The following is a 26,450-nucleotide window of genomic DNA, read 5'->3' as shown; positions in this document are numbered from 1 at the left end:
CGGACCCCCCACCCGCCGTCCGGAAACGGACTAACGGCTCCCCTCATACGCCGACTCCCATCTGTTCGGCCAGCTCCGCGATCGGAGCCGGCGGCGTGCCCCGTGTCCGCCGTAGCACGTCGGAAAGGACTTCCGCGGCGAGCGGGCGGCAGCGGATCTCCGAGGGGGCGAGCCGGTCGCCCTCCAGCAGCATCTCGCCGGCCTTCTCCACGTCGCCGATCTGGGTGTAGCCGCGGGCGATGTCCAGGAAGTGGTGCGCCCGCCGTTCCGGGAGCATGGCGTTGAAGCCCGCCAAGTCCATGTTCTCGTGGGTCTCCACCGCGGTCCGGCCGTCACCGAGCTCGACGGCGGTGGCACAGCGGTGCAGCTTCACGTTCGTCGGACCGAAACAGGTCCAGTAGTGGTTGAAGTCGCCACCGAGCTGCAGGGACGCCTGCTCGGCGCCGCTCAGCAGGTCGCGCACGGTCGCGCTGTCCCCGATCCGGGACGCCGCCATCGCGCCGTTGAGCAGCAACATCCCGTACACCGAGAGCTGGTCGGCCTCGGGCCGGTCCGGTCCCGGCGCGAGCCGGTTGGCGATGTTGACGTTGACTTCCAGCGCCGGGCGGACCCGGCCGAGCGCGAGCAGCGCGCTGCCCACCCGATAGCTGGCCAGGCCGGCCAGCAACTGGTCGCCGGCCCGCTGGGAGACCGCGATCGATCGGTCCGCGGCGAGCCAGGAGAGCTCGTGCTCGCCCACCTTCCGCAGTGCCGACGAGGCGATCTGGTAGACCTGCCCGAGCAGGTGCGCGGCTTTCGACGCCTGTTCACTGTTGGCGTGCGCGCTGTCCGCCGCCTGTGCGTCGCGCAGCAGCTTGGGCAGCGCCCGGGCCAGGACGCCGTACTTCGCGTGCTGGTACGTCAGCCAGGCGTGGCTGACCGCTTTGTGCATCTCTGCCAGCGGTGGCGATTGCGGCACAGCCTGGAAGAACGCACTCATCTGGTCATAACGCTCCAGAGCCGCACGAATCTCCTCGACCTCCACCTGGTCGATGCAGTTCTGCGTCTCCGGCTTGCGCTCCACCTCCTTGCCCAGCAACAGCTGGACATCGACCTGGAGCACATCCGCGATGTCGTAGACCACGGAGAACTTGTCGAGTCGGCGAACCCCCCGCTCCACCTTGTCGACCCAGCTCTTACTCTTGCCCAGCCGGTCCGCAAAGACCTGCTGGGACATCTTGCGCCTGCCCCGCCAGTAGGCGACGCGGCGGCCGATCGGCAGCTCGTCCACGGTGCCTCCCCCACTCACCCGGCGACTCATTCCCGCCGGTGAGTCATCCAGTGATCTGCAGTGTGGACCGCTCACGTATGTACAGATCGCACAACGTGTGTGATCGCCTGCTCACCGATGCTCGTAGTTTTTTATGCAACTTGCAAAGGGTGGATCTGATCGGCCCAACGACGTTCGTCTCGCTGGGATACGGCTGGAACGCCCGACACGACGGCAGCAGACCCGGATCCGGGAGGAATTGGGCTATGCAGTGGACCAACCGTCAGCCGTTCGTCCGACCGTCGCTTCTCGATCGACTTGACCGGGTGCGCCTGCGCCGGGCCGCGCTGGCTTACGCCGAACACGGCTGGGCAGTGGCGCCCGGCTCCTATCTGACCGGTCGCCGGTTCGACTGTGGTCGCCCCGGGTGCCCGATCACGGGTTGTCATCCGGCCGTCGACTCGCTCGCCGAGTCGGCCACCGTCGATCCCACCCGGGTGGCCGGGTGGTGGCGGCGCCGGCCGCACAACGTGCTGCTCACCACCGGCGACACCTTCGACGTGCTGGAGGTGCCGGCGATGCTGGGCCGCCCGGCCGTCGACCGGCACGCCGGCGATGCCGGTCCGGTCGCGGTCACCGCGGCCGGGCGCTGGATGTTCCTGGTCCGGCCCGGCAGTCCGCTCCGGTCCGAACTGGACCTGCGCATGGACGTGGTGCACCACGCGCAGAACTCGTGGATCCCGGCGCCACCGAGCCGGATGGTGGAGGGACCGGTCCGCTGGGAGGTCCCGCCGTCGGCGGTGGACTGGATCCTGCCCGACCCGGAACGGGTGCAGGAGATGCTCGCCGAGAGCGCCACCCGGGCGCCCCGCAGGCCGGTCATCCCCCGTCAGCTGTCCAGCCTGCGCCGGGCGGCCTGACCCACCGGCCGCCACAGTGTCGCTGTCGGCGGCCGGGTGCCGGGTGTGGGCACGGGTACACATGTCACCCGACAAGGTATCCCACACCCCGACGTGGTGCGAGTCACCCACACGAGTGAACAGATGAGTGAAAATTCAGGCGGCCAGCTCGCGGTAGGCGGCGATCACGGCATCGGTGCGGTCGGCCAGCTCCGGCCCGCTCGCCGCGGCCGGCACCCCGCTGACCCGGGCGAGCGCCCGCTCGGCGTGCCGGGCGGTCGCGGCCACCTGCTGTTCCCGGATGAAGCTCTCACCGGCCCGGGCCGCGCTGTCGATCGCACGCAGGATGCGGTTGGCCGCCGCGCCGGTCTCCCGCCAGAGCTCGTCGGCCCGCTCCCACTGCGCGTCCGCGGCGAACCGGGCCGGGCTGTCCGCCGGGATGTCGGCGTCCCGGGTCGCGTCCAGGCCGGCCCGGACCCGGCGCAGCTCCTGCCGCTGGGCCAGCAGTCCGGCCAGCTCGTCGAGGGCCCGGGTGAGCGTGTGGTCGGCGAGCCCCGGGTCGATCATGTCGCCGAGCGCGGGCCAGGTCCGGCGCACCCGGTGCGAGACCGTGACGGCCCGCTCGAACGCCGCGCGCTCCGGCTCGGTCCACAGCACCCGGGACTCCGGGTCGCGAGGTGCCGCGAACGCGGCGATCTGTGCGGCGCGGGCCTGCCACCGCCAGAACCAGACGACCAGGGCCGCGCTCACGGTCGCCGGCAGCCACCAGGTGAGCCCGGTGGCGGACAGCAGGGCCGAGGCGAACAGCAGCGGCAGGGCGAGGCGCGCGGTCCGCACGATGCGAACCTCGCGGGTGCGCACGGCAGGCGGCCGGGGCACGGCTTCAACCATCGATCCGGTACGACGTGAGCGCGCCCGTCCGGCCCGGGTCCGTACCCGGGTCGCCGAGATCACGACCTTCTCGGAGTCGGCGCCGATGTGCAGGTCCACGCTCATCGCCGGCCTCCGTCGTGATCAAAGTGCCCGATGCGCAGCCGCCGGGCGGGCCCGACTCGCCGGGGGGAACCGGCCGGACCCGCCCACCGCGGTCGTTCCCGCAGGTAACAACAGCAATCGGTGGCCGGCCCCCGGACATGAGCCGCGCCCGGGTGCACCCCCGTTGCGTTCCGGATCCGTCCGGTTGCCGGACGGCGGGCTATCGTCGCGGTCGTGGACACGGTCGATCTGGTGTTGCGCAAGTACGACGGCCGGCCGCACCGCCGGGTCACCGGGCGGCTGCTCGGCGAGGACGAGTTCGGCACCTGGATCGGCACCCCGCGCGGCACCACGGTGCGCTACAGCTACGGCCTGCGCCGGATCTCGTGGACCCGCTCCGACGCGGTCCGGCTGGTCCCGCGGGACAGCTGGTGGATGGCGACGTTCACGGCCGCGCCGAGCCGCTCGGAGATCTACTGCGACGTGACCACCCCGGCCCGGCGCACCGCTCCCGGCGAGTTCACCCTGGTCGACCTGGACCTCGACCTGATCCGCCTGCGCGACGGCCGGGTGGTGGTCGACGACGAGGACGAGTTCGCCGAGCACCGGGTCCGCTTCGGCTACCCGGACGACGTGGTGACCGCGGCCACCGCCGCGACCGCCGAGCTGCACGCGGCGCTGACCGGCGGCGCCGAGCCGTTCGCCGGGCACTACCGCGGATGGCTCGCCCGGGCCGCCGCACCGGCACGCCGGTGGCGCCGCTTCCGCTGACCGGCCGCCCGGCCGGCGCACCCCGGAAATTGTCAGAGGGTAGCCCTACCGTCACACCATGACCGACACAGCACTCCGCGACGCCCCGATCACCCTCGATCGCCGTCTCCTGCTGGGCGAGACCGACTACCAGGTCACCGTCTTCCCGGCCGAGGACCAGCGGCTCGACCTCTGCATCGTGAGCAGCGACGGCGACGGCCAGGTGGTGAGCGAGATGAGCGGCATCCTCGCGCCCGACGACCTGGCCGCACTCACCGAGGTGCTCACCACCACCCTGGCCGGCCTGATCGCGATGACCGGCCGCACCGCCCCCGGCCCGGCCCGGGTCCCGGTCCAGCGGGGCCGGGCCCCCAACCGGGGCGCCCGCTGGGCGCCGGCCGACGACGAGCGGCTCCGCTCGCGCTATCGGCAGGGCGCCGGCCAGGCCGGGCTCGCCGCCGAGTTCGGCCGCACCGCCGGCGGCATCCGGTCCCGGCTGGAGCACCTCGGCGAGATCCCACCCGGCGGCCGCTGGCGCCCGCCCCCGCCCGATCCGGCGGCGGCCGGCCCGGCGGCGGCCACCTGACCCGGCGACGGTGGGCCGGTCCGGCACCCGGCCCACCGGCCAGGGCACGCTCCGGCCCGGCCGAGGCGCCCGCAGGACAAGGATCGGCAGGCGGGAAGACGACGAATGCCCCCGGCCCGCGGTTGCGCGGATCGGGGGCATTCGGCATTGGTGGGCGCGGTAGGTTTCGAACCTACGACCCCCCGCTTGTAAGGCGGGTGCTCTCCCACTGAGCTACGCGCCCGGCACGGCTGCGCCGCGGAGGTCATCCTACCCTGCCGCGGATCGGCTCCCGGAAGAGCCGCGGAGCGCCGTCAGGCGGTCAGGGCGGTGAGGGCCTGCCGCCAAGCCGACTGGTCACGGGACTCGCCCGGGCCGGTCATCTCGGCGAACCTGACCACACCGTCCCGGTCCACCAGGAACGTGCCCCGGTTGGCGAAGCCGGTCTCCTCGTTGAAGACCCCCCACGCCCGGGCCACCTCGCCGTGCGGCCAGAAATCAGCCAGCAGCGGGAAGGTGAAGCTCTCCTGCTCCGCCCAGACCTTGTGGCTGTAGACCGAGTCCACGCTGAGCGTGAGCACCTGCACGTGCTCGTTCGCAAACTCCGGCAGGTGTTCCTGGATCTCGGTCAGCTCGCCGTGGCAACGCCGGCTGAACGCGAGCGGATAGAACACCAGCAACACCGCCTTGCGGCCGCGAAAGCCGGCAAGGCCCACGTCCTGGTTGTTCTGGTCCTTGAGCAGGAAATCCGGCGCCGGCCGGCCCACTTCGATCGGCATCTGCCCAGCCTAACCGCGCCGATGAGGTCGGCGTCCGGGAGGGGACGCCGACCTGGGCGGGCGGACAGCGAGCTACTTCTTCTTGGCGCCTCGCGGAGAGACCAGCCGTGCCCCGGTCCAGTCCTTGCCGGCATTCACCGTCGAGGTCTGCTGCAGGCCGGCGGTAGGTGCCGACTCGCTCACCTCACTCGGTTCGACATGTCCGTCACGGCCGGCCTTGGGCGTCAGCAACCACACCACGCCATTGTCGGCCAGAGGGCCAAGAGCGTCGGTGAGCAGCTCGAACAGGTCACCATCGCCATCGCGGTACCACAACAGCACCGCGTCGACGACCTCATCGGTGTCCTCGTCGACCAGATCACCAACGCGTTCGGTCAGGGCTTCACGGAGATCCTCGTCGACATCGTCGTCGTAACCCATCTCCATGACCACCATGCTCGGCTCGAAGCCGAACCGGTCCGCCAGGCTGCGTACGCCGTCGGCCTGACCCGCGGTCGCGCTCACTGTCCAAATCCTCCTAGCCGTAAAATCCACTGAAAACCTGGGGGTAGTCCACACACTCCGGGGCCGAGGCGCAAGTGGCGCACCGGGTGTGTGGCAATTTACCGCGCCAGCAGAGCATGGGCACCCTGAGTGATGGCATCCTCTCCCACCAGCACGTGCTGTGCCGCCGGGCCCAACGGAACCGGAGCGTCAGCCGCGGCCACCCGGCGGGCGGATCCGACGAACGCCCCGTCGACGAGCGCCGCGAGCACGCCCTCGCCGACCCCGCCGGAGCGGCGGGTCTCGTCGACGATCAGCACCCGGCCGGTCGCCAGAGACTCGCGCACCAGGTCAGCGACGGGCAGCGGGTTCAGCCACCGAAGATCGACAACCCGGGTGCCGTAGCCGTCGGCGGCCAATCGGGCCGCCACTCGCAGGGACATCCGCACCCCGCCACCGTACGTGACGATGGTGAGGTCCTGCGCCGTGCCCAGGGTGTAGATGCGTGCCCGGCCGATCGGAGCGTGCTCACCGGCCCACTGATCGGGGCCCGGATAGGGCGCCAGCCACTCGTTGTCGCCTTGCTGATAGAGGTCCCTCGTCTGATACAGCGACGCGGGTTCCAGGAACACGCAGACGCTCCCGTCCACCTCGGCGGCGGCCAGGCAGGTGCGCAGCATCGGCGCGGCGTCCTCGGCCCGCGACGGCGCCGCGACGACCAGCCCGGGCACGTCCCGCAGCACCGCGACCGAGTTGTCGTTGGCCAGGTGACCACCGAGCCCGTACGGGTCGGCCAGCGCCGGGACGCGCAGCACCAGCGGGTTGCGATAGGCGCCCGCGGAGAGGAACGACATGGTGGCCGCCTCGGCCCGGATCTGGTCCTCGCCGCTGTGCAGACCGGCCAGATCCGGCAACTCGGGCACCGGGAGCAGACCGGCCAGCCCGGCGCCCAGGGCGAGCCCGATCACGCTGGTGGCGTCCGGCGGGGTGTCGAAGACCCGCTCGCCGCCCCGCTCGCGCAGCCCCGCGGTGACACCGTGGCGCCCGCCCCGGGTGGTGCCGGGCCCGAAGACCAGCAGACCCGGCCGGGCCGCCAGGGCGTCGGTGAGGGTGGCGTTGATGGTCTGCGCCAGGGTCATCGGCCCGGCCTGCTCGGGCAGCCGCCCGCCGAAGACCCGGCCCCGGTTCGCCCCGCCCGCGCCGGTGGCCCGGCTCGCGGCGTCGGCGATGGCGTGCGCGACCCGCAGCGGGCGGCGCGGCGCGAGGGAGGCGACGATCTCGCCGACGGTGGCCAGCTTGGGCTCGCCGAGCACCTCCTCGGCGGCCTTGCGGACCTGCCAGCCGACCTCGTCGTACCGGGTGATCACGTCGTCCGGGCCGAGCAGGCCGGCCTCGACCAGCAGCCGGGCGGTGCCGACCAGCGGGTCGCGGTCCAGGTCGGCGCCGGGCTCCGGGTCGCCGGGACGGCCCAGCAGCAGCACCGTGCCGAGGTGCAGCACCGCGGGGCGGCGCTCGCGGCGGACGTACTCGGCGGCCTCGGCCGCGGCGTCGAACACGGCGGCCAGGTCACCGCCGTCGGCGTAGGAGTACCGCACCCCGGGCCGCCCGCGCAGCACCGTCGCCACCCAGCCGTCCGGGGCGGGGCCGCCGGGTGCGTCGTCCTCGCAGACCAGCAGCAGCGGGATCTGCTGGCCGGCCCGGTCGTGCCAGCCGGCCGCGTGCAGGGCCGCGGCCGCACCGGGCCGGTCGACCCCGTCGTCGCCGAAGGTGGCCGTCACGATGGCGTCGGCGGGCCAGCGCGGGTCGGGTGAGCGGCCCAGGGCGTACGCCAGGCCGACCGCGCGCGGCAGGTGACCCGCCGGCGCGGAGACCACCGGGACCAGATGCAGTTCGGCGTTGCCGAAGACCTTGTCGCGACCGCCGCTGATCGGGTCCCGCACCGACGCCACCACGCCGCGCAGGATGTCCCGGGCGGCGTCCTCCATCCGCTTGGCCGGATCGATGCCGGGCGGATCCGCGCGGTACGCCGCCCGGACGCAGTAGAACGCCGCGGCCCGGTCGTGCGGCAGGGCCGGATCGTCGCCGCGCAGCGCCGCGGCGACCGCCGCGTTGCCCTCGTGACCGGCCGACGCGACGGTGTGGAAACCCTCGTTGAAGCTGCGCAGCCAGCGCGCGGCGAGATCGAGGTGGCGGGCGGTGAGCTGAGCGTCGAACAGTTCCAGGGCACGGGCGCCGGTCAGTGTCACGCCGTCCCGGACCGGGTCGCCGGGCGCCCGCGGGCGCTCCGGTGGTCGCAGGGCCGAGACCGCTTCGCGGAACCGCTCGTCGAGGCTTTGCGGGGTGGTCACCAGGCCAGCATTACGGACCCGGGCGAGTGCTGCCACCCGCCGGATTCCGATCACGCATCTCGATCTTCAGGCGGGGCCGGGCGGCGTGGTGGTGTGATACCTGGATGATCATGTGGTGCGCGGCGCTCCGGCTGGCACTCTGCGCTGCCTGGCTGACCTTCGCCGCGACCGTGTTCCTGCTGCTCGATCTGTACACATAGGCTCGCCGGATGCGTACCGAAGTGATCACCGTACGGACCGGGAACGCCCCCGTCGTCGTCGACGTGACCCGCGAGGCCGAGCGGTTCCTGGACGCGGTGGCGTCCGAGAAGGACGGCCTGCTGCACGTGTTCGTGCCGCACGCGACGGCCGGGCTGGCGATCATCGAGACCGGCGCGGGCTCCGACGACGACCTGCTGACCGCGATCGACGCGCTGCTGCCGGCCGAGGACACCTGGCGGCACCGGCACGGCTCGCACGGGCACGGCCGTGATCACGTGCTGCCCGCCTGGATCCCGCCGTACGCCAGCCTGCCGGTGCTCGGCGGCCGGATCGCGCTCGGCACCTGGCAGTCGATCTGCCTGGTCGACCCGAACGGCGACAACCCGGTGCGCCAGGTCCGTTTCTCGTTCCTGGCCGGGTGACTTCCGCCCCGAATCGGGTAATGCGCAAAGTTACTGATCAGTACATGTGTCGCGGATCGCTACGCCGACCGTTAGGCGTGACGACGCCCACCGTTAAGAGGCAGGATGGAGGCCTCCGGGCGATACGCCACCTTGATCGCACCGGTTCCGACACTCACACCAAGAGGATTGCCTGTGGCCACGGAGCGCAAGCGCCCGGTGATCAGCGATGGCCTGCCGAGCCAGCTTCCGGACATCGACCCTTCGGAAACAAACGAATGGATCGAGTCCCTCGACGGAGTCATCGATGAACGCGGCGCCAAACGAGCCCGTTACGTGATGTTGCGCCTACTGGAGCGCGCTCGCGAACGACAGGTGGGCGTTCCGCCACTGACGTCCACGGATTACATCAACACCATCCCGCCGGAGCGCGAGCCGTGGTTCCCGGGCGACGAGTTCGTCGAGCGGCGGATCCGGGCGTACGTCCGATGGAACGCCGCCATGCTGGTGCACCGCGCGCAGCGTCCCGAGATCGGCGTCGGAGGCCACATCTCGTCGTACGCGTCCAGTGCCAGCCTCTACGAGGTCGGCATGAACCACTTCTTCAAGGGCAAGGACCACCCGGGCGGTGGCGACCAGATCTTCTACCAGGGTCACGCCTCCCCCGGCATGTACGCCCGGGCGTACCTCGAGGGCCGGCTCAGCACCGACCAGCTGGACGGCTTCCGCCAGGAGCTGAGCCACCCGGGCGGCGGCCTGCCGTCGTACCCGCACCCCCGGCTGATGCCGAACTTCTGGGAATTCCCGACGGTCAGCATGGGCCTGGGTCCGATGAACGCGATCTACCAGGCGCGGTACAACCGCTACCTGCAGAACCGCGGCATCAAGGACACCAGCCAGCAGCACGTCTGGGCGTTCCTCGGCGACGGCGAGATGGACGAGGTCGAGTCGCTCGGCGCGATCGGCGTGGCCGCCCGCGAGGAGCTGGACAACCTCACCTTCGTGGTCAACTGCAACCTGCAGCGCCTGGACGGTCCGGTCCGCGGCAACGGCAAGGTCATCCAGGAACTGGAGTCCTTCTTCCGCGGCGCCGGGTGGAACGTCATCAAGGTCGTCTGGGGCCGCGAGTGGGACTCGCTGCTCGCCGCGGACACCGACGGCGCGCTGGTCAACCTGATGAACGCGACGCCCGACGGTGACTACCAGACCTACAAGGGCGAGTCCGGGGCGTATGTCCGCGAGCACTTCTTCGGCCGGGACCCGCGCACCCGCAAGCTGGTCGAGAGCATGTCCGACGACGAGGTCTGGAACCTCAAGCGCGGCGGGCACGACTACCGCAAGCTCTACGCGGCCTACAAGGCGGCGACCGAGCACACCGGCCAGCCGACGGTGATCCTCGCCAAGACCATCAAGGGCTGGACGCTCGGCTCGCACTTCGAGGCGCGCAACGCCACGCACCAGATGAAGAAGCTGACGCTGCCCGACCTCAAGGGCTTCCGGGACCGGCTCTACCTGGAGATCAGCGACAAGCAGCTGGAGGAGAACCCCTACCTCCCGCCGTACTTCCACCCGGGCGAGAAGTCCGACGAGTACCAGTACATGATGGAGCGGCGGCGTGACCTGGGCGGCTCGATCCCGTCCCGGCGCACCAAGGCCAAGTCGCTGAAGATCCCGGAGTCGAAGGTCTTCGGCGACATCAAGCGGGGCAGCGGCAAGCAGAAGATCGCCACCACGATGGCGTTCGTCCGCCTGCTCAAGGACCTGATGCGGGACAAGGACTTCGGCGCCCGGTGGGTGCCGATCATCCCGGACGAGGCCCGCACGTTCGGCATGGACTCGCTCTTCCCGACCAAGAAGATCTACTCGCCGCACGGCCAGACGTACACCTCGGTGGACCGGGAGCTCTTCCTGTCCTACAAGGAGGCGACGAACGGCCAGATCCTGCACGAGGGGATCAACGAGGCCGGGTCGACCGCGAGCTTCATCGCGGCCGGCACGTCGTACGCGACGCACGACGAGCCGATGATCCCGCTGTACATCTTCTACTCGATGTTCGGGTTCCAGCGGACCGCCGACGAGCTCTGGGCGGCCGCCGACCAGATGACCCGCGGCTTCCTGCTCGGCGCCACCGCCGGGCGCACCACGCTCAACGGTGAGGGCCTGCAGCACGAGGACGGGCACTCGCTGCTGATCGCGGCGACGAACCCGGCCGTGGTGGCGTACGACCCGGCGTTCGCGTTCGAGATCGCGTACATCATGGAGAACGGCCTGCACCGCATGTACGGCGAGCATCAGGAGAACATCTTCTACTACCTCACGATCTACAACGAGCCGGCGCTGCAGCCCGCCGAGCCCGAGAACGTGGACGTGGAGGGCCTGCTCAAGGGCATCTACCGGTACGCCGAGGCCCCGGCCACGACGGGGCCGAAGGCGCAGCTGCTGGCGTCCGGCACCGGCATGCGCTGGGCACTCAAGGCGCAGGACCTGCTCGCACAGGACTGGGGCGTGAGCGCCGACGTGTGGTCGGTCACCTCGTGGAGCGAGCTGCGCCGCGACGCCATCGAGGCGGAGGAGCACAACCTGCTCCACCCGAGCGACCAGCCGCGCAAGCCGCACATCCAGCAGAAGCTGGAAGGCACCGAGGGACCGTCGGTGGCGGTCAGCGACTGGATGCGGGCGGTGCCCGACCTGATCGCGCGCTGGGTGCCGAACGGCTACACCTCGCTGGGCACCGACGGGTTCGGCATGAGCGACACCCGGCACGCGCTGCGCCGCCACTTCCACGTGGACGCCGAGTCGGTCACCGTCGCCACGCTGCGCGAGCTCGCGCTGCGCGGCAAGATCCCGATGCACGTGCCGGGCGAGGCCGCCAAGAAGTACGCGATCGACGACGTCACCGCGGCGCCGGTCGGCGAGACCGGCGGCGACAGCTGATCGCCTGATTTCCCGGGGCCCGTCGCTTTCCGCGACGGGCCCCGTATTTTTGTCCGAGAATGCCGGTTTGGGCCGCGTATCAGTCACAAACTTCTGATCCTCGGACCCGGCAGCGTGCTCGGCACCGCTCTGGTCCTGGTGCTCGTCGGCGCGTGGCAGAGCGACCGGTTCGCGAGCAGCACCGAACGGGCGGTGGTCCGGCAGAACGACGCCGAGCTGGGCCGGGCCACCCGGGACGTGAGCACCCTGGTCTCCTCGGTCGGCGACGAGGTGCAGCGCGGGGTGAACCTGGGCATGCACAGCGCCGACGGGCTGCTCAGCATGCACGGCGGGTTGCGGGTGTCCGGCCGGCGCGTCACCTGGGCGGTGACGAACCAGGTCAGCCAGGCCAAGCGGACCGTGTCGCGGCACCGCCGAGCAGACCAACCTGCTGGCGCTGAACGCGACGATCGAGGCGGCCCGGGCCGGCAAGACCGGCAAGGGCTTCGCGGTGGTCGCCGGCGAGGTCAAGGAGCTGGCCCAGGAGACCGCCCGGGCGACCGAGGACGTCACCGCCCGGGTCGCCGCGATCGAGACCGACACCGCCCGCGCGGTCAGCTCGATCGACGCGATCGCGGCTCGGATCGCCCAGGTCAACGACTATCAGACGGCGACCGCCGCGGCGGTCGAGGAGCAGGCCGCGACGACCGCCGAGATGGCCGCAACATCGCCGAGGCGGCCGGCGGGAGCCGGGAGATCGCGGACGGGATCAGCTCGGTCAGCGGCGCGGTGGACGGCACCCGGGAGTCGGTGGCGGTCGCGCACCGGGCCGCGGACGAGTTGCACGCCACCGCGCAGCGGCTGACCGGGCTGGTCGGCCGGTTCACCGTCTGACCGGGCTCAGGCCGGGACGTACGTGACGACCTGGACGCCGGTCGCAGTCGTCCAGGAACCGGTCAGCGACAGCGCGATCTTGGTGCCGTCGTCCCAGAGCTTGCGGCCCTCGCCCTGCACCACCGGGAAGATCATGATCCGGTACTCGTCGATCAGGTTGTGCCGGGTCAGGTAGTTGACCAGGGTGGCGCTGCCGTTGATCAGCAGGTTCCCCGGCTCGGTCTTCAGCTTGGCCACCGCCTCGGCCGGCTCGCCCGCCAGGAAACTCGCGTTCCACTCCGGGGTGCTCAGCGTGGTGGTCGCCACGTGCTTGGGCATCGCGTTCATCTTCGCCCCGAAGTCACCGGTCTCCGCCTCCATCTGCGGCCAGGCGGCCTTGAAGCCCTCGTAGGTACGCCGGCCGAGCAGCAGCGCGCCGGCCTCGCGCAGGTTCTCCGCCTGCCAGGCGCTGAGCTCCTCGTTGAAGTACGGCCCGCTCCAGGACGGCTCCTCGAAGACGCCGTCGAGGGTCACATATTCCACCGCGACAACCTTGCCCATGCCCGTCAGCTCCTTATTTAACCGATGCGTTAATTAACTGGTTGGTAACGTATGCCCCTCCGCCCCGCCATGTCAAATACCCATCGCGGACCTCGGTAGGCTGGGGGCGTGACTGTTCGCGTACGTTTCGCACCCTCACCCACCGGCATGTTCCACGTCGGCGGCGCCCGCTCGGCGCTGCAGAACTGGATCTACGCCCAGCAGCACGGGGGTGTCTTCGTGCTCCGGATCGAGGACACCGACGCGGCCCGCAACCGGCCCGAGTGGACCGAGGGCATCATCTCGGCCCTCGACTGGATCGGCATCGAACGCGGGACGTACGAGGGACCGCACTTCCAGTCGTCCTACGCCGCCGACCACACCGCCGCAGCCACCCGGCTGTACGGCGAAGGCCGCGCCTACTACTGCGACTGCAAGCGCGAGGACGTGATCGCCCGCACCGGCAACACGCACATCGGCTACGACGGCTTCTGCCGCGAGCGCGCACTCGGCCCGGGCGAGGGGCGCGCGCTGCGCTTCCGCACGCCGGACGAGGGCGAGACGGTGGTCGTCGACCTGGTCCGCGGCAAGCCCACCTTCGAGAACAAGCTGCTCGAGGACTTCGTCATCGCCCGCAGCGACGGCTCGGCGGTGTTCCTGCTGGCCAACGTGGTCGACGACATGAGCATGGGGATCACCCACGTGATCCGCGCCGAGGAGCACCTGCCGAACACGCCGAAGCAGCAGCTGCTCTGGGAGGCGCTCGGCGTCACCCCGCCGGTCTGGGGCCACGTCCCGGTGATCGTGAACGAGAAGCGGCAGAAGCTGTCGAAGCGGCGCGACAAGGTCGCCCTCGAGTCGTACCGGGACGAGGGTTATCTCGCCGCCGCGATGCGCAACTACCTGATGCTGCTCGGCTGGGCGCCCACCGGCGACCGGGAGATCGTCCCGTGGTCGGTGGTCGAGGCGGAGTACAAGATCGAAGAGGTGAACCACGCGCCGGCGTTCTTCGACGTGAAGAAGCTGCGCGCGTTCAACGGCGAGTACATCCGGGCGCTCTCCTCGACGGAGTTCACCCAGGTCTGCGCGCCGTGGCTGTCCGGGACCGAGACCATCGCGACCCCGCCGTGGGACCCGGAGAAGTTCGACTCCGAGGTCTTCGCAACGATCGCCCCGCTGGCACAGACCCGGATCGCGGTGCTCTCCGAGATCGTGGAGTACGTCGACTTCTTCTTCCTCGACGAGCCGGTCCAGGACGACGCGTCCTGGGCGAAGGCGATGAAGGAGGGCGCGGCCGACATCCTGGACGGCGCCGCGGCCGCCTTCGGCGAGCTCACCGAGTGGAGCGCCGACGCGCTCAAGGCCGCGCTCGAGCAGGTCGGCGAGGCGCGCGGGCTGAAGCTGGGCAAGACCCAGGCGCCGGTCCGCGTCGCGGTCACCGGCCGGACGATCGGCCTGCCGCTCTTCGAGTCGATCGAGGTGCTCGGCCGGGACCGCGCGCTGGCCCGGATCGCCGCGGCCCGCGCACGCCTTTCGTAACGTACGACCCCTTTTACCGCATTCGACGGCCTGCCGCCATAGCAGGTCGTCGAATGCGGTGAGACCGTCCGCTACATGGGTGGCCGCCGCCCCCACGGATTGCGGGGACACGTTAATATTCGGCCGCTGATCAACGGCGGCTAACGCCCTCCGCGCACGTCCCCCCACATGGCTCCAATTCACCCTGCTGCGAGATGCGGCCGGGCCGGTGCTCGGGAAGGCTGGAGGCGCCGCCGTGTCCCGGTCGTCGCCGGGCACGAGCAGCGGTTCACGCAACCATGTCATCCACGGGCGGGGGAGGTCGGATGGTGGTTCGACGAGCTATGAAACGGGTGTCTACGGCGGCCGGCGCATGGGCTATCGCGGCGGTTTTGGCACTCGGCACGACTCCGGCGGCGGCACATGCCACGCCCGCCGGGCAGACCGGCATCGGCACGGCGTCGGCGACGAGGCCGACCGTCAAGCCGAAGCCGAAACCGCAGCCGACCACGGTCCAGATCACCGGGCAGAACGTGGCGGCTGAGGGGATCACCGTCCTGCAGTCCGAGGATCCGAAACTGTTCCGGATGCTGATGGACGAGGTCGGCTGGCTGGCCTCGGCGACACCGCAGACCACGACACCGAAGGCCGCCAAGCTGGGCCCGAAGTACACCGTGAAGCTGCTGGTCAAAGAGACCGTCAACCAGACGTACGAGCTGTATCCGCTGGCCGTCGGCGGTCCGCGGGCACACCGGCCGGGCAGCAAGAAGGTGGACGGCTGGTTCTACGGCCGGCTCTCGATGTCCGAGTCGCTGCGCCTGTCCGGCGTGCCGCTGAAGGCGAAGCCGGACGTGGTCAACGGCGGCATCGGCGGCGGCGTCGGCGAGAACCTGAGCGCCGACCAGCTCGACCCGGCCACCGGGGTGCCCGAGCTGTTCGGTCAGATGCGCCGGCTGATCCTGCTGAACGGCGCGGTCCTGCTGGTCATCCTGACCGGCCTGGCCGGCATGGCGTTCCTGATCCGTCGCCGGGTCTGAGACTCCGCACCACCGCACCGCCCCGTGACCGGCCTCGCCGGGACCGGGGCGGTCGGCGTCTCACCGGGCGCGCACCGTCCGCCCGACCAGGCCCACCAGGTCCTCGAGGTCGGCGTCGAACTCGGCCTGACCGGCCGCCGGATCGCCGTCGCGCTCCCACGGCTCGCCGGCCGGCTCACCCTCGCCGGGTGACAGCACGACCGGCAGGCCACCGGTGACCTCACCGGTGGTGTAGCCGAGCAGGAAGGCACAGATCATCCGGGCCAGCCGCGGCACGTCGCGGTCACCCACCCCGGCGTCGTGCAGGATGCCGCGCAGGGCGGCGGTCACCCAGGAGGCCGAGGCCGCTGCCGCGGAACGGTTCAGCAGCAGCGGGAACGCGCTGGGATGGGCGTGCGCGAGCGCCCGGACCGCGCGGCCCAGGGCCCGCAGACGCTCCGGCCACTCGATGTCCGCGAGATCGTCACCGACCGCGGTGCCCAACTCCAGGTGCAGCAGATCCACCAGACCGTCGAGCAAGGCGTCCTTGCCTCCGACGTACGGATACAGCGCCATCGAGGTGAGCCCGACCCGCTCGGCGACCGCCCGCATCGACATGGCGGCCAGACCGCGCTCGTCCACGAGGGCGAGCGCCTGGTCCAGGATCAGCCGTCTCTTGTCGTCCACCCGTTCACCGTGGTCACTCGGACCGCCCCGGCTCGCGAAACGCGCCCGGGGCGCCCCTCCCACTCACCCGTTCGAGGTGTGCGTGGGCTTTCCCGTCGTACCAGAAAATCGCGCGGAGCGCCGGTCAGCACCAGCGGCCCGGAGGGCGGCCGCGACCGGCGGCCCGGCGGCGCGGGCGCACCGCACCGTGCAGGTGAGCACCGGCCCAGCCGCGCAGCTCGGTACGGCAGCCGACACGGCCCGGCTCCTCCGACACGACGATCGGTTCTTCTTCGGACGCCGATGGCAGGTCCTCAAGGACGGCATCGATCTCGGTACGTGTCACATCGTCCCGGTCCATCATCTCGCCTCCTCGATCCGCGGGTTCGGCTGTCGATCGGTTGTTCGGCACCGTCTCTTCATCGGCACGCCCGGGCCCGGGTTGAAGGCCGGGCGGGCCGCACTAGTCCGACACGATGCCAGGTCACCGACCGGAATCGTGGCGAGGGCGCACCGCTACATGTCACAAATGTTATAAAACCCCCTAAAACAGACACGGCTGGCAGCCGCCGAAGACGGCGTGTCACTCTGGGCGCGTGGCGGACAGCCGAATCCTCGAATCCTCGCCGGAGGTCCCGGCAAACCCGCTTCAACCTGCGACGTTGCGCCGGATCGAGAAGCACGCCGGCGCGCTCGCGAGCTCCGCGGTGGCCCGGATGGACGAAACGCTGCCGTGGTTCCGGGCGCTTCCGGCCGATCAGCGGTCCTGGGTGATGCTCGTCGCACAGGCCGGTGTCCGATCACTTGTGGAGTGGCTGCGGTCCGGTGCCACCGTGGCAGCCAGCACCCAGGAGATCTCCGACGAGGTGTTCGCGGCCGCGCCCCGCGCCCTGGCCCGGGCGATCACGCTGACCCAGACCGTGCAGCTGATCAAGGTGACCATCGACGTGGCCGAGGCCGAGGTGCCCGGCTTCGCCGCGAAGGGCGAGGGCGACCTGCTGCTGCAGGCCATCCTGCGGTTCTCCCGGGAGATCGCGTTCTCCGCCGCCCGGGTCTACGCGCGGGCCGCCGAGTCCCGCGGCGCCTGGGACGCCCGGCTGCAGGCGCTGCTGGTCGACGCCCTGCTGCGCGGCGACTCCTCGGACGTGCTGGCCAGCCGGGCGGCCGCGCTGGGCTGGGTGGACTCCCCGCCGGTCGTGGTGGTGGTGGGCCGCTCCCCCGGCGGCGACATCACCGCCGTGCTGCACGCGGTCTACCGGGCCGCCCGGCGGGCCCGGCTCGAGGTGATCGGCGGGGTGCACGGCGACCGGCTGGTCGCGGTGGTCGGCGGCGCGACCGACCCGGTGGCCGCCGCGGCCGCGCTGAGCTCGAGCTTCGGCGACGGGCCGATCGTGGTCGGCCCGTCCGTGCCGACCCTGGAGCAGGCCACCGAGTCGGCCCGGGCCGCACTGGCCGGCTTCCGCGCCGCGCCGGCCTGGCCGGGCGCGCCCACCCCGGTCGCGGCGGACGACCTGCTGCCGGAACGGGCCCTGGCCGGCGACCTGGACGCCCGCCGCAAACTCCGCAACGACGTGTACGCCGCGCTGGCCCGGGCGGGCAGCGGACTGCTGGAGACCCTCGACGCGTTCTTCGCGGCCGGCGGGGTACTGGAGAGTGCGGCCCGCGAGCTCTACGTGCACCCGAACACCGTCCGCTACCGGCTGCGTCGGGTGGCCGAGGTCACCGGGATGACCCCGTTGGACGGGCGGGACGCCTTCGCCCTGCGGATGGCGCTGAGTATCGGCAGACTCGATCCTGCGACCTGAATCACAGCAGCCCGGCACTAACGACCAGACCCCGAAATAGTGCGCAACCCGGACAAGATCCCCCCTGTTTTGTAGGGTTCCTACAAGGCTCGTCGTAGGGTTTGGTTGGGGCCAGCACCCGCAGAACACCCCCCGATCCGGAAGAGTCGAAGACGTGCTCGCCGTTCTCTCCCCCGGCCAGGGTTCCCAGAAGCCCGGCTTCCTCACCCCTTGGCTCGAACTCCCCGGCGCCCAGGCCCGCCTCACCGCGTGGTCCGCGCTCGCCGGGGTCGACCTCGTGCACCTCGGCACCGTCGCCGGAGCCGAGGAGATCAAGGACACCGCCCGGACCCAGCCGCTGCTGGTCGCCGCCGCCCTGCTCGCCGCCGAGCAGCTGCCACTCGACGCGGCCGGTGTGATCGCCGGCCACAGCGTGGGTGAGCTGGGCGCCGCCGCCGCGGCCGGGGTGCTGACCGCCGAGGACGCCATCACGCTGGCCGGGGTCCGCGGCCGGGAGATGGCCGCGGCCTGCGCGCTCGAGCCGACCGGGATGTCCGCCGTGCTCGGCGGCGACCCGGACGAGGTGGTCGCCGTCATCGAGAAGCACGGGCTGTACGCGGCCAACCGCAACGGCGCGGGCCAGATCGTCGCGGCCGGTGCGCTCGGCGCGCTGGCCGAGTTCGCGGCCGCACCGCCGGCCAAGGCCCGGGTGATCGCCCTGGCGGTGGCCGGCGCGTTCCACACGCCGTTCATGGCGCCCGCCGAGACCGCGCTGGCCTCGGTTGCCGAGCGGGTGGCCGTGACCGACCCGGCCCGGATCCTGTTGTCGAACCTGGACGGGACCGCGGTGACCGACGGCCGGGCCATGGTGGGCCGCCTGGTCCGCCAGGTCACCGCGCCGGTCCGGTGGGACCTGTGCATGCGCACACTCAAGGACCTCGGTGTCACCGGGGTCGTCGAGCTGCCGCCGGCCGGCACCCTGGCCGGCCTGCTCAAGCGGGAGTTGAAGGGCGACGGCGCACCCGAGATCGTCACCCTGAACACCCCGGACGACCTGCCCGCCGCGCGCGATCTGATCGCCCGGCACAGCAAGACCCAGCTCTGACGCGCGCCGTCGCGACCCAAGGAGGAACAGCATGACCGCGGGTTCCCGCATCGTCGCGATGGGCCATTACCAGCCCTCGCGCGTTGTCACCAACGAAGACCTGACCCGGAATCTGGACACCAACGACGAGTGGATCCGCAGCCGGGTCGGCATCGCCGAGCGGCGCGTCGCCGACGGTGAGTCGGTCGCCGACATGGCCACCTACGCAGCCGAGAAGGCGCTCGCCACCTCGGGACTGTCGGCCGCCGACATCGACCTGGTGGTCGTCGCGACCTGCTCGTCGATCGACCGCTGCCCGAACGTCGCCACCCGGGTCGCCAGCAAGCTCGGCATCGCCGCGCCGGCCGCGTACGACCTGAACACCGCCTGCTCCGGCTTCTCCTACGCGCTCGGCAGCGCCGACCACGCGATCAAGGCCGGCGCCAGCCGCCACGCCCTGGTGATCGGCGCGGAGAAGCTCTCCGACATCACCGACTGGTCGGACCGCACCACCGCGGTGCTCTTCGGTGACGGCGCGGGCGCCGCGGTGGTCTCCGCGGTGCCGGACGGCGAGCAGGCCGGCGTCGGCCCGGTGCTCTGGGGCTCGGCGCCGGAGCGGGGCGACGTGCTGCGGATCGAGGGCTGGCACCCGTACATCAAGCAGGACGGCCAGTCGGTCTTCCGCTGGGCGACCACCGCGCTCGCCCCGTTCGCGCTCGAGGCCTGCAAGCGGGCCGGCATCGAGCCGTCCGAGCTGGCCGCGTTCGTGCCGCACCAGGCGAACACCCGGATCATCGACGGCATCGTGAAGCGGCTGGGCCTCGGCCCCGACGTGATCATCGCGAAGGACCTGGTCGAGTCCGGCAACACCTCCGCGGCGAGTGTGCCGCTGGCCCTGTCCAAGCTGGTCGAGCGGCGCGAGGTGCCCTCCGGGGCGCCGGTGCTGCTGTTCGGCTTCGGCGGTGGCCTCACCTACGCCGGCCAGGTCGTCCGCTGCCCGTAGCGGCGACCCGTCCGTCTTCTGTTCCATCGTTCTACCCGTCAGTTTCGAGAGGAAAAACAAAAACAATGGCTACTCGCGAAGAGATCACCTCAGGCCTCGCCGAGATCCTCGAGGAGGTCGCCGGGGTGAACCCGGACGACGTCGCCGAGGGCAAGTCCTTCACCGACGACCTGGACGTCGACTCGCTGTCGATGGTCGAGGTCGTGGTGGCCGCCGAGGAGAAGTTCGGCGTCAAGATCCCGGACAACGAGGTGCAGAACCTGAAGACCGTCGGTGACGCGGTCACCTACATCGAGGCGAACCACTGACATGAGCACTGTCGACGTCGTCGTCACCGGGCTCGGCGCGACGACCCCGCTGGGCGGGGACGTCGCGTCCACCTGGGACGCCATGCTCGCCGGCCGCTCCGGGGTGGGTTCGCTCACCGAGGAGTGGGCCGCGCAGCTCCCCGTACGTATCGGCGCCCGCGTCGCGGTCGACCCGTCCGAGATCATCGAACGGGTGCGGATGCGCCGTCTGGACCGCAGCGAGGCGATGGCCATCATCGCCGCGAAGCAGGCCTGGGCGGACGCCGGGCTGGAGAGCGCCGGGGTCGACCCGGAGCGTCTCGCGGTCAGCTTCGGCAGCGGCATCGGTGGCGCGATCACGCTGCTCGATCAGGACGACATCCTGGAGCAGTCCGGTCCGCGGCGGGTCAGCCCGCACACCGTGCCGATGCTGATGCCGAACGGCCCGGCCGCGTACGTGGGCCTGGAGTTCGGTGCCAAGGCCGGTGTCCGGGCGATGGCCAGCGCGTGCGCCACCGGCGCCGAGGCGATCGCCCTGGGCCTGGACCTGATCCGGCTCGGCCGGGCCGACGTGGTGGTGGCCGGCAGCACCGAGGCCGTCATCCACCCGCTGCCGATCGCCGGTTTCGCCTCGATGCGCGCCATGTCGACGCGCAACGACGACCCGGAGCGGGCGTCCCGGCCGTGGGACAAGAACCGGGACGGTTTTGTCCTCGGTGAGGGTTCCGGGGCGATCATCCTGGAGCGCGCCGACTACGCGGCGGCCCGTGGGGCCCGGGTGTACGCCCGGCTCGCCGGTGCCGGCGTGACCTCGGACGGCTACGACATCGTCCAGCCGGATCCGGATTGTGCGGGCGGTATCCGCGCCATGCGGATGGCACTGCGCGACGCCGGTCTGACCGGCGCCGACATCAAGCACGTGAACGCCCACGCGACCTCGACCCCGGCCGGCGACATGGGCGAGATCAAGGGCATCCGGGCCGCCATCGGTGACCACTCGGTGATCACCTCGACCAAGTCGATGACCGGCCACCTGCTCGGTGCCGCCGGCGCGCTGGAGTCGATCGCCACCATCCTGGCGATCCGCGACAGCGTGGTTCCCCCCACCATCAACCTGGACGACCCGGACGACCGCCTGGACCTCGACGTGGCCGCGCACAAGGCCCGTCAGCTGGACATCCCGGCGGCGCTGAACAACTCGTTCGGCTTCGGCGGACACAACGTGGCGCTGATCTTCACCCGTCCCTGACGGGTACGCGCACGCGCACATGAAGAGAGCCGCTCCCCGGCCGGGGAGCGGCTCTCTTCATGTGGCACGACTCACACGGCCCGCCTCACTTGGCGCAGGCGCTCCGGGGCAGCCCGGCGACCGCGATCGGTGACTTGCCCGGCGCGGTGGCCTTGCCGGCGATCACCGCCGCCAGCGCGGTCAGCGACAGCTTGCTCGACGAGTACGTCGCCAGCAGCGTCGGCGACTTCGCGTAGGCCAGCAGCCCCGGCAGGTCCATCATCACGGTCACCGCGGCGTCCGGGGACAGGTCGACCGGTTTGTCGCCGTACCCGACCAGCCGGATCTCCGCGCCGCCCGCCGCCTGCACCGCGACCCCGGCGTCCTGCAGCGCCTTGACCAGCGTGGCCCGGGCCAGCCCGCGCGACGACGGGGCGGTCACCGTGACCGGACCGGTGACCAGCGGACCGGAGCAGCGCCCGCGGAGCACCGTGATCGAGGCGGCGTCCAGCGCCGCGACGGCCTGCTGGTTCTCCGCCGAGCCGACCACCGACAGCTCCGGCTGCGGGGTGGCCGCGGTGCGGAACTTCAGGGTCAGGATCCGGGTGACCGCCTCGACCAGCCGCTCACGCTTCAGGCTGCCGCTCTTCAGCCCGGCCAGGATGCCGTCCCGGGCCGCGCCGATGTCCGGCGGCATCAGCAGCATGTCGTTGCCCGCGTTCAGGGCCCGGACCGCGGCCTCACCGGCCGGCCACTTCTTGGCCGGCGCCATGTTCATCGCGTCGGTGATCGCCACCCCGGTGAACTTGAGCTGGCCGCGCAGCACGTCCGTCATGATCTTGTGGGAGAACGTGGCCGCCGTGCCCTTGTCCACCGCCTGCAGGTCCAGGTGGCCGGACATCACCACGCCCGCGCCGGCCTGCACCCCGGACTGGAACGGCGGCAGGTCCTGCGCCTTCCAGGCGGCCAGGCTCTGCTTGATCGCGGGCAGCTCCTCGTGGCTGTCACCGGTGGTGTGCCCGTGCCCGGGGAAGTGCTTCAGGGCGGCCGAGACCCCGGCCGCCTGCAGGCCACGGACAGCCGCGCCGACCTGGCCGGCGTTGGCCTTGGCGTCGGTGCCGTACGACCGGGACCCGATCACCGAGCTGCCGGCCACCCCGAGGGTGTCGGCGACCGGCGCGAAGTCGACGGTGACACCCATCGCGGCCAGCTCCCGGCCGGCCGCGTGCCAGGCCGCCTCGGTCAGCACCGGCTGGGCAGCGGCGCCGACCGCGATCGCCGACGGCAGCAGCGTGACGCCGTCGGTGATCCGGGTCACGATGCCGTACTCCTGGTCGGTGCCGATCATCAGCGGCGCGGCGGCGGGCAGCTGCCGCGCCGCTTCCTGCAGCCCGGCGGTGAGCGCCCGGACCTGTTTCGGGTCCTCCACGTTCGACGTCGGGTTGGTCTTGCCGGTCGGGTCCTGCTGGGTGAAGGAGACCAGGATCAGGCCGCCCAGCCGGTACTTGGCGATCATCTGGGCCGGGGTGTCCACGCCCGCGAGGGACCGGTTCCCGGCGATCGCGCCGGCGTCCACCTGGGTGGCCGAGCCCCCGTAGGCGTACGGGATCAGCACCTGACCGGCCAGGTCCTCGTCGCTGAGCCGGGCGACGGTCTCCGCCGCCCGCGCGGCCGGGTCGGCCGGTGGCGTGGAGGCGGACGCGGACTCCGGCGCGGGCGCGGGCACCGACGCGGAGGCCGGGCCGGCACTCGGTGGAGCGCCCTGCGGCGTGGCATCGTCCCCGCACGCTCCTAGGACGAGGAGGAGCGGGGCGACAAAGGCGACACGGGACACTTTTTTCACGCCCGTCATCGAATCAGGTCGCGGAAACTCCCGCCACGCGATCCCCCTACCCGACACGAGTGAGCAGCGTGACCGGTGCGCCGTCGCCGGCGTACCGGTACGGCTCCAGCTCGGCGTCCCACGCCGTGCCGAGCGCCTTCTCCAGGGCGTGCGCCAACGCCTCGGGAGCTCTGGCCTGCGCCATGATGGCGCGCAGCCGGTCCTCGCCGACCTGGATGTCGCCGGACGCGCCCATCGTGCCGTGGAACAACCCACGGCCGGGCACGTGCATGAACCGCTCGCCGTCGAGCCCGGGACTCGGTTCCTCGGTCACCTCAAAACGGATCATGGACCACTGCCGTAGGGCAGCAGCCAGCTCGGCGCCCGTTCCCGCCCGCCCGGTCCAGCTGCACTCGGCTCGGCGCATGCTCGGATCGACCGGCTGCACGGTCCATTGCAGATTGACCGGCGCGGTCAGGACGCGCGCTATCGCCCATTCGACGTGTTGGCACACGGCGAGCGGGGTTGAGTGGACGTATACGACGCCACACGTTGGCACGGTGACCTCCCGGAGACCGAGGTGCGTCTTCCCCTACGACCTCGACCGCGGTTGATCGTGTCCCATGATGCCGGTTGCTACGGATGGTGCGCCAGAGAATCCGCAACATCGACTGTGGGACCAGCCGTAGTGGCACACCGAGTCCAACGCGTGTACCTGCTCCGACGGCACGGTTCACCGCCCGTCGTGTATCGTTGCCACGGCCTTTTCTCTGCTCATGCAATACCTCCAAGGAGTACCGCCGTGGCGAGCAACACCTCGAAGACCGCCCGCGCATCAGTCCGCGCCGGCCAGAGCACCGGTGGCGCCCTCAGCGTGCTCGGTGAGTACAAGTACCTCATCCCGCTCGCCAACGGCCGCTTCGCGTACGTGCGCAACCTGACCAACGGCAAGACCACGCACCTGCAGACCACCTCGGACGCGTTCGTCGAGGAGATCCGCGTGCTGGCCGCCGCCGGGCACGGCGCCAAGGTCCGCGCCGAGCTGCAGGCCCTGCACAGCACCAACCCGGAGCACGGCTGGGACGGCGCCGAGAAGCGTCTCGTCGACGCCGGCGTCTTCGAGGGCTGAGCAGCCCCACGCACGGAAAAAGGCACCTTCCGGTCTCGTACCGGGAGGTGCCTTTTCGCGGTTGATGAAGATCAAGCGTTTTCCAGGAACTCCACCCCGCCGGTGTCCAGGTCGTAGATCGCGCCGACCACGTCGATCCGGCCCGCCGCGATCGCCGGCGCCAGGCCGTCGCTGCGGCGCAACCGCTCCACGGTACGGATCACGTGCGCCCGGATCGCCTGCTCGGTCGCCGACGGATCGTCCAGGTCCAGCCCGTCCACCGCCGGGGAGATCTCCTCCACCAGGTATCCGACGTCACCGCCCGGCATCTCGCCGGAGCGCACCGCGTCGACCGTGGCGGTCACCGCGCCGCACCGCTTGTGTCCCACCACCAGGGCCAGCGAGACGCCGAGCGACGACACCGCGAACTCCACCGAGCCGACCATCGACCGGTCCAGCACGTGCGCGCCGGAGCGGGCCACGCAGATCGAGCCGAACGACTGGTCGAAGATCGCCTCGAGCGGCACCCGGGAGTCGATGCACCCCAGCACGACCGAGTGCGGCTGCTGGCCACCGGCCGTCGCCGCGGCCTGGGTGACGTTGTGCCCGTAGTGCGGCGTGCCGTAGACGAAACGCTTGTTGCCCGTGGTGAGCATGCCCAGAGCTGTGCCGGGCGTGATGGCCTGGGCAGCGCGAATGGCTGTCATGCCGATGATTCTCGCTGTCCGGACGCCAAGCGAAAGTAATTGCGAGGCAGCTCACGGTCACTAAAGGGCGACAGGACCTGTCCGGAGCGCCAGTGGCAATCGTCCCGATCACGCGTGATGCTTATTACCCGTGGGTACACGCGGGGGCGTGGATGACGCGGAGGTGCCCATGTCCGAGCGGACCGAGATCACCCTGGCCGACGGAGTACGCCTGCACGTCGAGATCACCGGCCCGGCCGACGCCCCGGTCACCGTGGTGCTGCTGCACGGCTGGTGCCTGGACCGCCGGACCTGGCGGCATCAGGTGGACGCGCTCAGCGGGATGGGCCGCCGCGCACCCCGGGTGATCGCCTACGACACCCGCGGGCACGGCCGCTCGTCGGCCACCGGCCGCCACGGCGCCACCCTGGACCAGCTCGGCGACGACCTGGCCGAGGTGCTGCGCCGGCTGGCCCCGACCGGCCCGGTGGTGCTCGTCGGCCACTCGATGGGCGGCATGACGATCATGGAGTACGCCCACCGCCATCTCGCCGAGTTCACCGACCGGGTGGCCGGCCTGGTCCTGGTCTCCACCACCGCCGAGGGACACACCCACACCCGGTACGGCCTACCGGACCACCTGGCGACCCTGCTGCGGGCCGGTGAGACGCTCGGAGCGGGCCTGTTGGCCCGGTCCGGTGCCTGGCGACCGCATCGGGCCGTGCTGCCCGTCCTGGCGCCCGTGATGCGCTGGCTGCTCTTCGGTGACCGGTGCGCCTCCGACGACCTGGGCCTGGCCCTGCGCAGCGTCGGCCGGGCCCCGCTGCAGTCGATCGGCGGGTTCCGCGCCTCGATCGGCGCGCAGCAGCGGCTGGCGACCCTGGCGGCCCTCGCCGACGTGCCGGCCGCGGTGCTGGTCGGCGACCGGGACCGGCTCACCCCGCCGGCCTGCGCCGAGTCGATCGCGGCCGCGCTGCCGCACGCCCAGCTGACCGTCTGCCCCGGCGCGGGCCACATGCTGCCGCTGGAACGCCCGGAGGAGGTCACCGAGGCGCTGCTCACCGTGGTCCGCCGGGTGAATCGCGCCACTCGGAAGAATCCGCGGGCGACGAGCGTTCCACTGCGACGCCGGGCCGCCTGAGCCGGAACATCCGCACACCCCCGCTCGTTTGTGAGAGGTTCGAACGATGCGGTGAGCGCCAGGGCCGGCCAGGGGCCGCTTGGTCGCGGATTGCGGGGCGGGAGTAAGTTCGATTGCCCCCTTCGCGCGAG

General features: G+C 71.4%; 26 protein-coding genes, 1 tRNA gene and 1 pseudogene. 15 read left to right on the top strand and 13 right to left on the bottom strand.

The window, feature by feature from the left end; all coding sequences use genetic code 11:
• Positions 1–43 precede the first annotated feature (43 nt).
• Positions 44–1,270 carry a helix-turn-helix domain-containing protein gene (locus Apa02nite_RS04395; protein ID WP_067683683.1) on the bottom strand — a complete coding sequence of 409 codons (1,227 nt, stop codon included), beginning with the start codon at positions 1,268–1,270 and terminating at the stop codon, positions 44–46.
• Positions 1,271–1,515: 245 nt separating this feature from the next.
• Here Apa02nite_RS04395 and Apa02nite_RS04390 point away from each other — a divergent pair, with 245 nt between their 5' ends.
• Entirely contained in the window at positions 1,516–2,169 is a 654-nt protein-coding gene (locus tag Apa02nite_RS04390) for a bifunctional DNA primase/polymerase (RefSeq protein WP_067683686.1), read from the top strand.
• A 135-nt stretch (positions 2,170–2,304) separates the two neighbouring features.
• Here the strand turns inward: Apa02nite_RS04390 and Apa02nite_RS04385 are convergent, their stop codons facing one another.
• On the bottom strand, positions 2,305–3,144 hold the full coding sequence (locus Apa02nite_RS04385; protein ID WP_203823937.1) for a hypothetical protein: 840 nt from the start codon (positions 3,142–3,144) through the stop codon (positions 2,305–2,307).
• A 213-nt stretch (positions 3,145–3,357) separates the two neighbouring features.
• Between Apa02nite_RS04385 and Apa02nite_RS04380 the strand changes: the two genes are divergently transcribed.
• Together Apa02nite_RS04380 and Apa02nite_RS04375 are read left to right on the top strand one after the other, a co-directional pair.
• On the top strand, positions 3,358–3,894 hold the full coding sequence (locus tag Apa02nite_RS04380; RefSeq protein WP_203823936.1) for a ribonuclease FAU-1 family protein: 537 nt from the start codon (positions 3,358–3,360) through the stop codon (positions 3,892–3,894).
• A gap of 58 nt (positions 3,895–3,952) precedes the next feature.
• Positions 3,953–4,459 (top strand): hypothetical protein, encoded by a 507-nt coding sequence (locus Apa02nite_RS04375; RefSeq protein WP_203823935.1) that lies wholly within the window; start codon positions 3,953–3,955, stop codon positions 4,457–4,459.
• 148 nt (positions 4,460–4,607) lie between these two features.
• Here Apa02nite_RS04375 and Apa02nite_RS04370 read toward each other — a convergent pair.
• From Apa02nite_RS04370 to Apa02nite_RS04355, 4 genes are all read right to left on the bottom strand, one after another.
• Positions 4,608–4,682, bottom strand: a tRNA-Val gene (locus tag Apa02nite_RS04370).
• A 70-nt stretch (positions 4,683–4,752) separates the two neighbouring features.
• The gene (locus Apa02nite_RS04365) at positions 4,753–5,217 is read right to left on the bottom strand and encodes a peroxiredoxin (RefSeq protein ID WP_203823934.1); all 465 of its coding nucleotides are present in this window, start codon (positions 5,215–5,217) and stop codon (positions 4,753–4,755) included.
• A gap of 72 nt (positions 5,218–5,289) precedes the next feature.
• On the bottom strand, positions 5,290–5,721 hold the full coding sequence (locus tag Apa02nite_RS04360) for a DUF3052 domain-containing protein (protein WP_067683704.1): 432 nt from the start codon (positions 5,719–5,721) through the stop codon (positions 5,290–5,292).
• Between the two features lie 98 nt (positions 5,722–5,819).
• Entirely contained in the window at positions 5,820–8,102 is a 2,283-nt protein-coding gene (locus Apa02nite_RS04355) for a transketolase C-terminal domain-containing protein (protein WP_203823933.1), read from the bottom strand.
• Positions 8,103–8,257: 155 nt separating this feature from the next.
• On the opposite strand from Apa02nite_RS04355, the gene Apa02nite_RS04350 reads away from it, so the two are divergent.
• A complete protein-coding gene (locus Apa02nite_RS04350) occupies positions 8,258–8,671 on the top strand; it encodes a YjbQ family protein (protein ID WP_067683707.1) in 414 nt (137 codons plus the stop codon).
• A 174-nt stretch (positions 8,672–8,845) separates the two neighbouring features.
• Positions 8,846–11,584 carry a pyruvate dehydrogenase (acetyl-transferring), homodimeric type gene (gene aceE, locus Apa02nite_RS04345; RefSeq protein ID WP_203823932.1) on the top strand — a complete coding sequence of 913 codons (2,739 nt, stop codon included), beginning with the start codon at positions 8,846–8,848 and terminating at the stop codon, positions 11,582–11,584.
• 83 nt (positions 11,585–11,667) lie between these two features.
• On the opposite strand, the gene Apa02nite_RS52580 is transcribed toward aceE, so the two are convergent.
• Positions 11,668–11,976, bottom strand: a complete 309-nt coding sequence (locus Apa02nite_RS52580) for a hypothetical protein (protein WP_203823931.1) — start codon at positions 11,974–11,976, stop codon at positions 11,668–11,670.
• Positions 11,977–11,996: 20 nt separating this feature from the next.
• On the opposite strand from Apa02nite_RS52580, the pseudogene Apa02nite_RS04335 reads away from it, so the two are divergent.
• Positions 11,997–12,457 (top strand): annotated as a pseudogene (locus Apa02nite_RS04335) (methyl-accepting chemotaxis protein); the annotation flags it as partial.
• Positions 12,458–12,463: 6 nt separating this feature from the next.
• On the opposite strand, the gene Apa02nite_RS04330 reads toward Apa02nite_RS04335, so the two are convergent.
• Positions 12,464–12,997 carry a dihydrofolate reductase family protein gene (locus Apa02nite_RS04330; protein ID WP_203823930.1) on the bottom strand — a complete coding sequence of 178 codons (534 nt, stop codon included), beginning with the start codon at positions 12,995–12,997 and terminating at the stop codon, positions 12,464–12,466.
• Positions 12,998–13,105: 108 nt separating this feature from the next.
• Here Apa02nite_RS04330 and gltX point away from each other — a divergent pair, with 108 nt between their 5' ends.
• Together gltX and Apa02nite_RS04320 are read left to right on the top strand one after the other, a co-directional pair.
• On the top strand, positions 13,106–14,515 hold the full coding sequence (gltX, locus tag Apa02nite_RS04325) for a glutamate--tRNA ligase (protein WP_203823929.1): 1,410 nt from the start codon (positions 13,106–13,108) through the stop codon (positions 14,513–14,515).
• Between the two features lie 371 nt (positions 14,516–14,886).
• Entirely contained in the window at positions 14,887–15,531 is a 645-nt protein-coding gene (locus Apa02nite_RS04320) for a hypothetical protein (protein ID WP_239164118.1), read from the top strand.
• Between the two features lie 60 nt (positions 15,532–15,591).
• Here Apa02nite_RS04320 and Apa02nite_RS04315 read toward each other — a convergent pair whose 3' ends face one another.
• A complete protein-coding gene (locus Apa02nite_RS04315) occupies positions 15,592–16,197 on the bottom strand; it encodes a TetR/AcrR family transcriptional regulator (RefSeq protein WP_203823927.1) in 606 nt (201 codons plus the stop codon).
• A gap of 124 nt (positions 16,198–16,321) precedes the next feature.
• Positions 16,322–16,540, bottom strand: a complete 219-nt coding sequence (locus tag Apa02nite_RS04310) for a hypothetical protein (protein WP_067683729.1) — start codon at positions 16,538–16,540, stop codon at positions 16,322–16,324.
• A gap of 232 nt (positions 16,541–16,772) precedes the next feature.
• Here Apa02nite_RS04310 and Apa02nite_RS04305 point away from each other — a divergent pair, with 232 nt between their 5' ends.
• The 5 genes from Apa02nite_RS04305 (at position 16,773) to fabF (ending at position 21,583) form a co-directional block, all read left to right on the top strand.
• Entirely contained in the window at positions 16,773–17,981 is a 1,209-nt protein-coding gene (locus Apa02nite_RS04305; protein ID WP_275412428.1) for a PucR family transcriptional regulator, read from the top strand.
• A gap of 154 nt (positions 17,982–18,135) precedes the next feature.
• Positions 18,136–19,065, top strand: a complete 930-nt coding sequence (locus Apa02nite_RS04300; RefSeq protein ID WP_203823926.1) for an ACP S-malonyltransferase — start codon at positions 18,136–18,138, stop codon at positions 19,063–19,065.
• Between the two features lie 31 nt (positions 19,066–19,096).
• A complete protein-coding gene (locus Apa02nite_RS04295) occupies positions 19,097–20,047 on the top strand; it encodes a beta-ketoacyl-ACP synthase III (RefSeq protein ID WP_203823925.1) in 951 nt (316 codons plus the stop codon).
• A 65-nt stretch (positions 20,048–20,112) separates the two neighbouring features.
• Entirely contained in the window at positions 20,113–20,355 is a 243-nt protein-coding gene (locus Apa02nite_RS04290) for an acyl carrier protein (RefSeq protein WP_014441425.1), read from the top strand.
• 1 nt (position 20,356) lies between these two features.
• Positions 20,357–21,583 (top strand): beta-ketoacyl-ACP synthase II, encoded by a 1,227-nt coding sequence (fabF, locus tag Apa02nite_RS04285; RefSeq protein ID WP_203823924.1) that lies wholly within the window; start codon positions 20,357–20,359, stop codon positions 21,581–21,583.
• 85 nt (positions 21,584–21,668) lie between these two features.
• Here fabF and Apa02nite_RS04280 read toward each other — a convergent pair whose 3' ends face one another.
• Both Apa02nite_RS04280 and Apa02nite_RS04275 read right to left on the bottom strand, forming a co-directional pair.
• Complete coding sequence (locus Apa02nite_RS04280) at positions 21,669–23,414, bottom strand: glycoside hydrolase family 3 protein (protein ID WP_203823923.1); 1,746 nt, start codon at positions 23,412–23,414, stop codon at positions 21,669–21,671.
• 37 nt (positions 23,415–23,451) lie between these two features.
• A complete protein-coding gene (locus Apa02nite_RS04275; protein ID WP_067683744.1) occupies positions 23,452–23,943 on the bottom strand; it encodes a DUF3145 domain-containing protein in 492 nt (163 codons plus the stop codon).
• Between the two features lie 243 nt (positions 23,944–24,186).
• Between Apa02nite_RS04275 and Apa02nite_RS04270 the strand changes: the two genes are divergently transcribed.
• Entirely contained in the window at positions 24,187–24,513 is a 327-nt protein-coding gene (locus Apa02nite_RS04270; protein ID WP_067683747.1) for a hypothetical protein, read from the top strand.
• A gap of 71 nt (positions 24,514–24,584) precedes the next feature.
• Here Apa02nite_RS04270 and Apa02nite_RS04265 read toward each other — a convergent pair whose 3' ends face one another.
• Positions 24,585–25,199, bottom strand: coding sequence for a carbonic anhydrase (locus Apa02nite_RS04265; protein WP_203823922.1), 615 nt, complete (start codon positions 25,197–25,199; stop codon positions 24,585–24,587).
• A gap of 169 nt (positions 25,200–25,368) precedes the next feature.
• On the opposite strand from Apa02nite_RS04265, the gene Apa02nite_RS04260 reads away from it, so the two are divergent.
• Entirely contained in the window at positions 25,369–26,319 is a 951-nt protein-coding gene (locus tag Apa02nite_RS04260) for an alpha/beta fold hydrolase (protein ID WP_203823921.1), read from the top strand.
• The last annotated feature ends 131 nt before the right edge of the window (positions 26,320–26,450 follow it).

Source organism: Actinoplanes palleronii (assembly GCF_016862315.1).
In the GTDB taxonomy this organism is placed as follows: Bacteria; Actinomycetota; Actinomycetes; order Mycobacteriales; family Micromonosporaceae; genus Actinoplanes; species Actinoplanes palleronii.
The sequence above is the reverse complement of the archived record's forward strand: the minus strand, read 5'-3'. Positions and strand labels throughout refer to the sequence as shown.